Genomic DNA, 12,497 nt, shown 5'->3' on the forward strand with positions numbered 1-12,497 from the left:
TTTTATTGAAATACGCTGTGATCCATATTGCCGGAGTAATATCCGCCCTCATCTCGATGATGCTGCCGTTGGCGACAATGGCAGCCATCGATGAGGGTATGATTTCAATCGACGGCGAGGCGCAGGGTACTACCTATCATATCCGTTATTTCGATCCGCAGAACCGCAATTTCAAGCATGCCATCGACTCCATCCTGACCGATTTCGACAAATGCCTGTCGCTATACCGGCCCGATTCCGAACTGTCGGATTTCAATGCAAATGCGAAACATTCGTTCCGGTCTCCGTGGTTTCATGAGGTTTTGGTTAAGTCAAAAGAAATCCACGCCGCTACGGGCGGGGCATTTGATCCCACCGTTATGCCGCTTTCGGAGGCTTATGGTTTTGGAAATAAAAAGAATGTCGACCCGGAAAACGTGAACGTCGACTCGTTGCTGCAAAACATTGGTTTTAAGCACATTAAATTCAATAACAAACAAATAGAAAGCCGTCCTGGTGTAAAACTGGATTTCAATGGCATCGCGCAGGGCTATTCGGTGGATATACTGGGAGAATTTCTAAAAAGCCGCAATATCGACCGTTTTATGGTTGAAATCGGCGGGGAAGTGCTCTGCTCGGGCACCAAAAACGGTAATGTGCCCTGGGTGACGGGCATCGAAAATCCTCTAAAACCTGCCGCATTGGCGGCTACCGTAAAGCTTACCGACCGCGCCATGACCACCGCGGGCAATTACCATAACCACATCACCCGCAACGGAATCACTTACAACCACATTATCGACCCGCGCACCGGATCGATGGAGCAGACCCCGCTGTTGAGCGTGACGGTGTTTGCGAAAGATGCCATCACTGCCGACGGCTACGATACCGCATTCTTCGTGATGGGCCTCGTAGCGACCAAAACCTTTTTAAAAAACCGGAAAGATATCGATGTGTACATGCTTTACACCAATGAAGAAGGGCACTTAATGTCCTTCGCCACTGACGGTATCAGAGACCTTATCCAGGAAAAATGAAACGAATAACCCTGTTACTACCCATTTTACTCAGCGTTTTAAACGTTTTGCAGGCCCCGGCCCAACGCACGTCCGTAAAGGCATTGTCCAACCATTCGATCCGCGTTCAGTGGCGGGAGACGGACGGTGCATTGAAGATCGAAGCGATTGCTGTCAATAAAAAAGGCCAATGGACGAAACTGGCAGCGCCTTCAGGCGAGTACACGTTGCTTTATTCCGAAACCAAACCTTCGACCGAATCAGCCGAAACCTTTGAAAAGATCACCGGAGGCAAATTCCCCGAGGAAGCATACCATTACCAGCAAACCCAGTGGAAAGAAAGCACTACCGCCGTGGCGCTGAACACCGTCGGGCGAGCCATTCACTTTTTCCCGCAAACAGGCGCAGCAAAGGATAACGGATTGGAATTCAAATCGGAAACCGATGTGGCGGGTATCACTGCGCATTGGAGGATCGACCCTCGTTTCCCCAGCGACGTACTGGTAACGATGACTTTGAATGCGAAGAAAAAAGGCTACTTCTCGCTGGCTACGCCCACCCTGGCCGCATTGCCTGTCGACCAAATGAGCTGGGCGTCGGTGCCGGGCTATTTTCAGGGAAATTTTATACAAAAGAACTTTGTACTGGCCTACGCTTACGGCCATGGTATCCCCGACCGCCCGGTCGTGTACCGCGAGCGTTGCGCTTCAACGCTAAGCCCGCTGGTGAGCAGCAAAGACGGCATTACGCTGTCGGTCGTGCCGGAACCCGGCCTCGCGCGTGACCCGTGGGCGAAAGACCGGATCACGCAGACTGACTGGCATCTCGGCCTTTCCCACATGAACCGCAAGGCACAGCTTTCGCCGACGCTGTATTATCCTGTTTTGGGGGAAGAAAAGTCTGAAATGGAGGCCGGGCAATCGGTTTCTTACACGTTCCGGTACAGCCTTATCGCGGGCGACTGGTTCCAGGCCACTAAGCACGCGGCCGTCGATATTTACAAGTTCCGTGAGACCCTGGCACTCCGGCAAAGCAAGCAGGCGCTTACGGACCGGATCGAGAAAATGCACCATTACCTCATCGATCCCAAGACTTCGCTCTGGAATATCGAGGAGTTCAAAGGCAAGCAGATAGGCGCACAGTCGTACCTCGGCGGCGTGGTGGGTTCGGACAAGGATGCGATGAAAAACTCAGATTACGGCGCGATGTGGATGCTGGCCAATGCGACCAGGGACCCCGAACTGATCCAGAAAGTCCTTCCGCCGGCTCAGAACTTCAAGCTCGTTCAGCAGCAAACCGCCAAAGGTTTCTTCGAGGGAGCTGTCGAAGGCCAGTACTATTTAGCTAAAAAGAAGAAGTTCGTTGAAGAATGGGGCGAGGTGGTCGAGCCTATTGCATTGACTTACTATGTGATGCTCGATGTAGGCAATATGCTGCTTTTCGAACCGGACAATGCGGAGCTGAAAGAGCGTTTGACGCTAGGCGCCGAAAAACTGCTCAGCTGGCAGCGCGAAGACGGCAGCTTTGCCGTGGCCTACGACCGAAAGACCGAGCAGGAGACCTTCAAGGATATTCAGGATGTGAGGCCAACGTTTTACGGGCTGATCGTCGCTCACCGCATTTTGAAAGACGAAAAGTACCTGAAAGCCGCTGAAAAGGGGGCCGAATGGTTTCTTAAAAATGCCGTCGAAACCGGTGCCTTCCTGGGCGTCTGCGGGGACGCGCGCTATGCCCCCGACTTTGCTACCGGCCAGTCGGCACAGGCACTGCTGGATTTGTTTGATTTAACCCAAAACAAAAAATACCAGGATGCAGCCATTACCTGCGCGAAAATTTACACCTCATCCATTTACACGCACCCGATTGCCGACCATAAACCCAAGACTGTAAACGGAACCGTCCGGGAGGATTGGGAGATCAGTCAAACGGGCCTCAGCTTCGAACATGGCGGCATTTTCGGTTCTGCTACCCGCCTCGGGCCTATTCAGCTGGCCAGTCACGCGGGATTGTTCATCCGCATTTATCAGCTCACCGGCGAGCAGCTTTTCGCCGATATGGCCCGTGCGGCGGCCATTGGCCGGGATGCATTTGTGGACAGTAAAACCAGCGTGGCCTCCTACTACTGGAACGCCATGAACCGCGGCGCCGGCCCCTATCCGCACCACGCCTGGTGGCAGGTGGGCTGGATCACCGATTACCTGCTTTCCGAAGCTGCATTACGCTCGAATGGCAAGGTTACATTCCCACGAGGTTTTGTGACACCCAAGGTAGGGCCGCACCAGACCTACGGCTTTGCGCCGGGCGATGTTTTCGGGGATAAGGCGAGCCTGGTTATTCAAGAAGGCTTCATAACCGCCGACAGCCCATCCATCGACCCTATTATTTCAAAATCAACTACTCAAAACATTTATTACGTGACGCTCCTCAACAACAGCCCGCAGCCGACGGCTTTCAACCTGAAAATCGACCATGGCAAAGTGTCTGAAAGTCACGCGGCCGCAAGCACGAAATGGGCCGAGACAAACCAGAAAGCGGCCATTAACAATATCAAACTCCCCGCCTTCGGAAGCAGAACCCTTCAACTCAACTATTAACAAAGCCGACAGCCGACCGCTGAAAGCCGACAGCCTATGAACAATACCACCGATACCATCGTCATTCTCGTATTCTCCGCATTTGTAATGGGGATCGGGATGCTTTTTGCCAGGACGGGGCGCAATTTGAAATCGTTTTTCGCGGGGGGCGAGGCTGTTCCGTGGTTTATCGGCGGGTTGTCGCTGTTTATGAGCTTTTTCTCGGCGGGCACGTTTGTAGCCTGGGGCTCCATTGCCTATAAACATGGTTGGGTGGCCATTACCATTCAATGGACGATGTGCATCGGTGCGCTCATTACCGCCATTTACCTCGCTCCACGCTGGAAAAGGACCGGTGCATTGACGGCCGCCGAGTTCATTCGCGAGCGGCTCGGACTGCCGGTTCAGAAGACCTACATTTTCATTTTTACGCTGGTTTCCGTGTTCATCAAAGGCTCGGTATTGTATCCGGTGGCCAAGCTTGTGAGCGCCTCGCTCGATTTACCGCTGGTGCCCTGCACAATCGGATTGGGACTTTTTATGATCGCCTATACGGCAGTGGGCGGGCTTTGGGCGGTGATGGTGACCGACATTCTGCAATTTGTCGTACTGTCGGCTGCCGTATTCATTCTGCTTCCGCTTTCATTTAACAAAGTCGGCGGCTGGGAGGGGTTTACCAACAACATTCCCGACGACTTTTTCAACCTGCTCAATGGCGAATACACGCTCGGTTTCGTCGCCGCATTTGTGATTTACCACATTTGCTACATCGGCGGCAACTGGACCATGGTGCAGCGCTACACGAGCGTCGACAGCGAAAAATCAGCAAAGAAAGTCGCTTATCTGTTCGCCGGCCTCTACCTGATCAGCCCGGTGATCTGGATGTTCCCGCCGATGATTTACAAGGCAATTAATCCCACATTGACCGGCCTGGATACCGAAAACGCTTATCTGATGATCTGCAAACTGGTGCTTCCTCCCGGACTGCTGGGCCTGATGCTCACCGGCATGTACTTCTCCACCTCCGCCAGCGCCAATACGGCACTCAACGTCGTTTCGGCTGTTTTCACGAATGACATTTATAAGGGGATGGTCAATCCTGCCGCCTCCGACAAGCAGCTCATACGCGTTGCACGTGGCTCGTCCTGGTTTTTTGGCTTGGGTATGATCGGCATTGCATTGCTGGTACCGGCAGCGGGCGGCATTGTGGAGGTGGTACTAAGCATTTCCGCTATTTCTGGCGGCCCGCTGCTCGCACCACCGCTCTGGGCGTTGTTTTCCAAAAGGTTGAATGGCAAGACCACGCTCTGGATTACCTGTATCGGGCTGTGCGTCAATCTGTTTTTTAAAACCCTCGCCCCACTCCTGCTCGACTTCAAGTTATCGCGGGGAATGGAGACGATCGTGGGTGTCGGCTTGCCGCTCCTCCTTTTGCTCGCCTATGAACTTTGGGGAAGGTCGAAAGACATCATCGCCGATGAATACACCATTTACACGCTTTCCAAAGACCAGCGCAAGCAGGACGCGACAGCTGCCGATCCGGAAGAGGCATTGGAAATCCAAAAGCAAAATCGTTTCGGCCTGCAGGTCATCGCCGGGGCGCTGCTGTTTACGGCGGTGATGCTCTTCATTCTGAGCTTCCTGACCACCGACGGCGCAATGGTCACGGCAGGGATTGCGACGGTAGTATTGTTCTCGGCATTGATACCGTTTTGGGCAGCGCGGAAGGTGGTGTTGGTGAAAGAAGATGAGGCGCGGATTGCCGCATAAATGTCGTCAGGCATGCAACAACAAAGCGAACTGAAAGGAGTTGAACGGTCTTCAAGCCGAGATTTCAACGCATTTGTAGGAAAATGCTTTTTACAAAAAACAAAAAATCAATCCCAAAAAACAAAACCGTAACCGAACGACACTCACACAATGAAACGCTTAACCCTTTTAACCTTCTCATTACTATTATCATTAACCTGCACGCGGCTGACGGCCCAGCCGGGTGCGGCCCAGCCGGGTGCGGCCCAGCCGGGTGCGGCCCAGCCGGGTGTGGCTGAGTACCACATCCGGCAGCCGAATGCGATCACGCTGCATGGTGAATGGTGGTTCCTGCTCGACCCGGCCGGGCTGGGCGTTGCCAACCAGTGGTACCGCGACGGTATTGCACAGGAAAGCCGCCAGGACAAGGTAACGGTGCCGCATTGCTTCTCGACTGATCCGCGTTATGAATTTTATACCGGTACGGCCTGGTACCGCAAGACTTTTGCCTGGAAACCTGCCGCCGGAAAACGCGTGATCCTGCATTTCGACGGTGCCTACTACAAAACCAATGTATGGCTGAACGGTCAGAAAGTCGGTGAACACGAGGGCGGCTACACGCCTTTCAGCTTCGATGTGACCGACCAGTTGAAAGACGGCAACAACCTGCTCGTAGTGGCTGTGAATAACGATACCTGGAAAACAAACACGATCCCCGGCATTAAGGACAAGGGCGATATCAACGACGGATTTGTGGGTTGGGTGAACTATGGCGGCATTATCCGGCCGGTTTACCTGACGATTGAACCGGAGGTTTATGCCGAAAACGTGAAGATCGACCCGTTACCTGATCTGGCCAAAGGCTCTGCGGTAGTGAAAGCTAAAATCAGGGTGCGGAATGCGTCGGCGAGCGCGACCAATCCCAAAATCGACTTCTCCGTTTGGCAAGACAAAAAGCCTTTGGCGCTGAAATGGAAAACGAACGAGGCGAGCATTCCGGCAGGGCAAACCGCGGTGATTGAAGCCGAAGCTGCATTGACGGCAGCGCAAACCAAACTTTGGGACCTGGACCAGCCCAATCTGTATGAATTGAAAACCATCATTGGTGGCGATACGCTGGCTTCGAACTTCGGGATCAGGAAAATTGAAGTAAGCGGCACGCGGATTCTCCTGAACGGAAAGCCGGTGAGAGTGGGTGGTGGCAACCGGGTGATCGATTATCCTGGCCTCGGCTCGCTGGAACCCGATTGGCTGATCGAGAAGGATTTCAAATTGATGAAAGAGGCCGGAATGGAATTCCAGCGTCTGACGCATTACACACCGTCCGAATATTTCTACGACCTGGCCGATCGCTACGGCATGCTGATCATCACCGAAGCCGGTAACTGGCAGCTTACGCCCAAGCAAATGGATAACGACTCGATGCGGACGAAATTCCGGTCGCAGTTCCGCGAAATGGCCGAACGCGACTGGAACCACCCCAGTGTGATCGCGTACAGCGTGGGTAATGAATACGGCTCTACCACTGCTTCCGGCCAGCGCTGGACGAAAGATATGATCGCTTACGCACGCGAGCTCGATCCTACGCGCCTGTACACATTCGCCAGTATGCTGCTGAATTCGCTACCCGAGAAACCGGAAGACGAGGCCAGTCAGTATGTCGATTTTGTTTCTACTAATACTTATGGCGGCCATGCCAAATCACTGGACCATATTCACAAGCTGTATCCTAACAAACCGGTGTTTATCAGCGAATGGGGCACGCGGTCGGATGGCAAAGGCGGTGAGCAGGGACAAGCTCAACATTTAACAGATGTAATGGCGGAAATCCGGAAACGCCCGTTCGTAGCCGGTGCGTCGTGGTGGACTTATAATGACTATCGAAGCAAGCTTTTCGGCACAAATGTGAATGGTTTCCGTCCATGGGGCATTGTAGGACCCGACCGGTCTCCGAGGCTGGCCTATCCGGTCCATCAGAAAGAATTTTCCCCTGTTTTGATTGAAAAAGCAAGTTTCAAAACCGGCGGTCAGGGGGTTCATCAACTGGTTTTAAAAGTCACTTCCCGTGGTGATTTCCCTTCAAAAACCCTGCGTGGGTATATTCTGAAGGCGGGCGAGGCAAGCATTGTGGTACCCGATCTGAATCCAGGCGAGAGCAGGGAGATCGCGATACCCATCCGCGGGTTCGATAAGCAAATACATATTACAGTAATTAAGCCGACCGGCTTCATTACCATCCAAACTGACATTGACCTTAAATAATGCCGCCGTAAATGGCTGGCAGACTATGACATATAAAGACCTGACAAGATGATAATCGGAGAATCGACACACAAAAGAGAACCCAAAACCATTGCGCTCGCGGCAGACCTGGTGATTGTAGGAGGCGGATTGACAGGCACCTGCGGGGCCATTACCGCGGCACGGGCCGGATTGAAGGTAGTACTGGTACAGGACCGGCCCGTGTTGGGTGGTAACTGTTCGAGCGAGGTGCGGCTATGGATATTGGGTGCCACCTCGCATATGGGGAACAACAACCGCTGGGCGCGTGAGGGTGGCGTAATTGATGAAATTATGCTTGAAAACGCCTACCGCAACCCCGACGGCAACCCGTTGATCTTCGATACGGTTTTACTGGAAAAAGTAACACAGGAAGACAACATCACGCTACTGCTCAACACGGCGGTTTACGATCTTGATAAAACACAAACTGGCGATAAGATCGAAGCTGTTCATGCATTTTGCAGCCAGAATAGTACCAAATACTCAATAACCGCGCCGCTTTTCTGCGATGCATCGGGTGATGGCATCATGGGGTTTCTGGCGGGCGCCGCGTTTCGGATGGGTGCCGAGCCGATGGAGGAATTTGGTGAAAAGTTCGCGCCGGACAAGGGGTATGGCGAGTTGCTGGGACATTCTATGTATTTCTATTCCAAAGACATAGGCCGGCCGGTGAAATTCGTTCCGCCTTCCTTTGCTTTGCAGGACATTACCGAAATTCCGCGCTATAAGACTTTCAATCCCAAAGACTTCGGTTGCCGGCTGTGGTGGCTGGAATACGGCGGCAGAATGGATACCGTGCACGATACCGAGAAAATCAAGTGGGAGCTTTGGAAGGTCGTTTACGGCGCCTGGAATTATATTAAAAACTCCGGTGAATTCCCGGAAGCGGATAATATGACGCTCGAATGGGTCGGTGCTATCCCCGGAAAGCGCGAGAGTCGTCGTTTTGAAGGCGATTATCTCCTGAAACAACAGGACGTGGTCGATCAGCAGGTATTTCCCGACACGGTGGCATTCGGCGGTTGGAGCCTCGACCTCCACCCCGCCGACGGTGTGTATTCCGACCAGGCTGGCTGCAACCAGTGGCATAGCAAAGGCGTTTACAGTATCCCCTACCGATGTTTTTACAGCAAAAATATTGAAAACCTGTTCATTGCGGGCCGCATTATCAGCGCTACGCACGTCGCGTTTGCATCCACGCGGGTAATGGCCACCAGTGCCACCGGCGGACAGGCGGTCGCGATTGCGGCGGCGGTTGCTAAAAAGCATAACTGCTCACCGCGGGAAGTGGGCGAAAAGCATTTGGAAGAATTGCAGCTGGAACTTTGGCGCTCGGGTCAATATTTGCCACAAACCGCGATTTCAGACCCTGACAACCTGCTAAATCACGCGCAAATAATGGCTTCTTCTACACTGGAACTGAAAGAACTGGCTGGTTCCGACCTTTGGAAACCGATCGAGCATTCCGTCGCGCAAATGCTGCCTGTAAAGGGCGATATACCTGCGGTGACAGTGTGGGTTGAAGCTTCGCAGGATACAGAACTGTTGGTGGAACTCCGCAAAAGCAGCAAAGCATTCAATCACACGCCTGACGTGACTTTGGAAACCAGAAGCTATCGTTTGATAGCGGGCAGGCATGAACTGGTTCTGGATTGGGACAGCTACTTTCCGGAGGAATGCTATGCGTTCGTTTGCTTCCTGAAAAATGAGCACGTCAGAATCCAGTACAGCGAACAGCGCGTAACCGGGCTGGTAACCGTTTTCAATGCAACCAATCCGGCGGTTTCAAACTACGGCAAGCAGGAGCCGACCGAGGATTTAGGCGTGGACACTTTCGAGTTCTGGTGCCCGCAACGCCGCCCGGCCGGTTTAAACCTCGCATTTGCATTGAGCAAACCTGTTTCACTCTTTGGCACAGAAAAACTACAAAATGGCTGGCACAGGCCCATTGCGGGGCCGAATGCCTGGGTAGCCGCCATCGACGATCGCAATCCTGAGTTAAATCTGCAATGGAATGAAAAACAAAGCATTTCTAAAATAGATTTCGTATTCGACACCGATTTTGACCACCCGATGGAGAACGTGATTTACGTCCATCCTGAAACGGTAATGCCTTTCTGTACCCAGCATATAGAGGTCCTCGATGATGCAGATAATGTGATCGGAACAATAAATGACAACCACCTGACGAAAAGAACATTGACGTTGACCATGCCGGTAACGACGCATTCGCTGAAAATCAGGCTGCAAAACAGCCACGCACATGTGCCGGTATCGCTCATGGAAGTCCGCGTTTATTAGCGCGGCTTCCGTTTTATTCTTTGAAAACTAATAAATTGATCTTAAATTTGCCGTCCTGAAATAGCAAACATCTGTTTGCTATTTTCTTGAAAGTTTACTCTATAATTATAGTATACTACATAGACTTTGAAGGAAGCGGCGGATTTTACACCCTCAACTGAAAACAGCGAAAAGAATTGGGATTCGTTACACGTTGCTTATATCGCAAGTGGTGATCCTGAGGAAGATCGGCGTTTGGCTGTGCTTGCGCGTGAACAGGGGAAGGTGGTTTTTCTGCGTGATCTGCCGGAAGAATCGGACGATATCTTCCAGCAGGCCGGAAACAGTCCCGTAAATGCCGGCCCAGCATATTCGACTTCTAAAAATAATCCAAAAATACCCCTTACCTGGGAAACCATCCAGCAAAAGCTTTGGGCAGCAACCGTCCGCAAACGGAGCCGCACCGAAGTAGCGGTTAACATCTTCTCTGCGATCGCATTGATGATTGTCGGGCATTTGCTTTTCACCTTTTTCTCCTACGACCGGCTTACGTTACTCTGGAACGAGCTCGAAGTGAGTGAAAGCTTTTTTTACTATATCCTTGGCGGCTTTGTAGCCCAGATGATCGACGGCGCGCTGGGCATGGCCTACGGCGTTACGGCATCCACCTTCCTGCTGACATTGGGTGTTCCGCCGTCGGCCGTGAGTGCCAGCGTCCACACTTCCGAGATCTTCACGAGCGGCGTTTCAGGTTATATGCATCTGAAATTCGGGAACGTGAATAGCAAGTTGTTCAAAAAGATACTCTTCCCCGGCGTGCTCGGCGCGATCGTGGGTGCCTATGCCCTATCGTCCCTCGAACAATACATTTACATTATTAAGCCGTTGGTGGCAATTTATACGCTGATCCTGGGAATCCTTATTATCCAGAAAGCGTTAAAGAAACGAGTTGAAAAAAGGCCGATCAAGAAGATCGGCTGGCTGGCGATGGCAGGCGGAACGCTGGATTCCATCGGCGGTGGCGGCTGGGGACCTATTGTAACCTCTACGCTGATTGCGCGAGGAAGGCACCCCAAATACACCATCGGATCGGTGAACCTCGCAGAGTTCTTCGTGTCGCTGGCAAGCTCGGTCACATTCATCAGCATCATCGGATTTTCACACTGGCAAGTGGTATTGGGCCTTATCCTCGGTGGTATGGTCTCCGCCCCGATCGCCGCCACACTATCCCGCCGCCTGCCGATCAAGACCATGATGATCATGGTAGGAACGATCGTCATCATCGTCAGCGTGAGGATTATTTATATGGTTTTAAGCAGCTTATAACATACCGGTGCATTCCGGAAATCATCAATTATAAATCAAAGCTGACCGCCGAAAGCCGACAGCCGAAGTATCCACATCATGAAAAAACAGACCAAAGCGATACGCACCCAGACCAGTAAAACCAAGTATCGCGAGCATTCGACTCCCCTTTTCCTGACCAGCAGCTTCACATTCGAGAGCGCAGAACAGGGAAAAGCGCTTTTCGAGGAAACCGAAGAAGGTAACATTTACAGCCGCTTTTCGAACCCTAGCGTGCAGGAGTTCGTGGATAAGGTTTGTATGCTGGAAGGTCTGGAAGACGGTGTGGCAACGGCAACCGGTATGGCGGCGGTGTTCGCAAGCATGGCTGCATTGCTGAAAAGCGGCGACCACATCCTGGCTTGCCGTGCATTGTTCGGCTCCGCGCACCAGATTATTACGCAGATACTACCGAAATGGGGCATTACACACACATACCTGGATGCGGACGCAAGCGAAGCAGAATGGGAAGCGGCAGTACAGCCTAATACCCGCATGATCTACCTCGAAACTCCGTCCAATCCGGGACTCGACCTGGTAGACCTCGCGATGATCGGTCGCATTACCAAGAAGCATAATATCATTTTCAATGTAGATAACTGCTTTGCCTCACCTGCATTGCAAACCCCGGCCGATTTCGGTGCCGACCTCGTGCTGCATTCCGCCACGAAGTTCATGGACGGACAAGGCCGCGTTTTGGGGGGTATAGTTGTAGGTAAAAAAGAATATATCAAGGAGCTGCGCTTTTTCTGCCGCCAGACCGGGCCGTCGATGTCGCCATTCAACGCCTGGGTTTTGAGCAAAAGCCTTGAAACGCTGCACCTGAGAATGGAGAAACATGCTTCCAACGCGTTGGCACTGGCCACGGCTTTGGAGAAGCATCCGGATGTAAAATCGGTAAAATACCCATTCCTGGAATCGCACCCGCAATATGCGCTTGCGAAGCAGCAAATGAGCGCCGGCGGATCCATCGTGACCATCGACCTCGAAGGCGGTTTCGAACGTGTGGCGGCATTTATGGATGCATTGGAGATCGCATCGCTGTCGTCCAACCTGGGCGACACCCGCACGATCGTTACCAACCCGAACACGACCACCCACGCGAAACTGAAACCGGAAGAGAAAGCCGCATTGGGCATTACCGAAGGTTTGATCCGCATTTCGGTTGGTTTAGAGGACATTGAGGACCTCATCGAGGACTTCACGCAAGCCGTGGAAGTGTCGGTGAAAAGTGATATATTGGAGTAAGCATTAAAGTGGGTTGCTATGCGGC

Annotated in this window: 7 protein-coding genes; all 7 read left to right on the plus strand. The window is 52.4% G+C overall.

The features are described from left to right. The first annotated feature begins 5 nt into the window (after positions 1-5). The 7 genes from IEY24_RS21355 to IEY24_RS21385 all read left to right on the plus strand — a co-directional run bounded on the left by IEY24_RS21355 (position 6) and on the right by IEY24_RS21385 (position 12,472). Positions 6-1,016, plus strand: coding sequence for an FAD:protein FMN transferase (locus tag IEY24_RS21355; protein ID WP_229222816.1), 1,011 nt, complete (start codon positions 6-8; stop codon positions 1,014-1,016). Next, positions 1,013-3,589 (plus strand): glycerophosphoryl diester phosphodiesterase, encoded by a 2,577-nt coding sequence (locus IEY24_RS21360; RefSeq protein ID WP_188935850.1) that lies wholly within the window; start codon positions 1,013-1,015, stop codon positions 3,587-3,589. The genes IEY24_RS21355 and IEY24_RS21360 overlap by 4 nt, the downstream gene beginning before the upstream one ends. A gap of 36 nt (positions 3,590-3,625) precedes the next feature. Further along, positions 3,626-5,338 (plus strand): sodium:solute symporter family protein, encoded by a 1,713-nt coding sequence (locus IEY24_RS21365; RefSeq protein ID WP_188935852.1) that lies wholly within the window; start codon positions 3,626-3,628, stop codon positions 5,336-5,338. Between the two features lie 150 nt (positions 5,339-5,488). Continuing rightward, positions 5,489-7,579, plus strand: a complete 2,091-nt coding sequence (locus IEY24_RS21370) for a glycoside hydrolase family 2 protein (RefSeq protein WP_188935854.1) — start codon at positions 5,489-5,491, stop codon at positions 7,577-7,579. Between the two features lie 48 nt (positions 7,580-7,627). Continuing rightward, complete coding sequence (locus IEY24_RS21375) at positions 7,628-9,901, plus strand: FAD-dependent oxidoreductase (RefSeq protein ID WP_188935856.1); 2,274 nt, start codon at positions 7,628-7,630, stop codon at positions 9,899-9,901. Positions 9,902-10,027: 126 nt separating this feature from the next. Beyond that, positions 10,028-11,206, plus strand: coding sequence for a sulfite exporter TauE/SafE family protein (locus tag IEY24_RS21380; RefSeq protein WP_229222818.1), 1,179 nt, complete (start codon positions 10,028-10,030; stop codon positions 11,204-11,206). Between the two features lie 78 nt (positions 11,207-11,284). Beyond that, positions 11,285-12,472 (plus strand): trans-sulfuration enzyme family protein, encoded by a 1,188-nt coding sequence (locus IEY24_RS21385; protein ID WP_188935859.1) that lies wholly within the window; start codon positions 11,285-11,287, stop codon positions 12,470-12,472. The last annotated feature ends 25 nt before the right edge of the window (positions 12,473-12,497 follow it).

The organism is Dyadobacter endophyticus (assembly GCF_014641595.1).
GTDB classification, from domain to species: domain Bacteria; phylum Bacteroidota; class Bacteroidia; order Cytophagales; family Spirosomataceae; genus Dyadobacter; species Dyadobacter endophyticus.

Coding starts and splice junctions, on each gene's coding strand:
- IEY24_RS21360 (WP_188935850.1), top strand. CDS start 1,013: ATGAAACGAATAACCCTGTTACTACCCATTTTACTCAGCGTTTTAAAC.
- IEY24_RS21365 (WP_188935852.1), top strand. CDS start 3,626: ATGAACAATACCACCGATACCATCGTCATTCTCGTATTCTCCGCATTT.
- IEY24_RS21370 (WP_188935854.1), top strand. CDS start 5,489: ATGAAACGCTTAACCCTTTTAACCTTCTCATTACTATTATCATTAACC.
- IEY24_RS21375 (WP_188935856.1), top strand. CDS start 7,628: ATGATAATCGGAGAATCGACACACAAAAGAGAACCCAAAACCATTGCG.
- IEY24_RS21385 (WP_188935859.1), top strand. CDS start 11,285: ATGAAAAAACAGACCAAAGCGATACGCACCCAGACCAGTAAAACCAAG.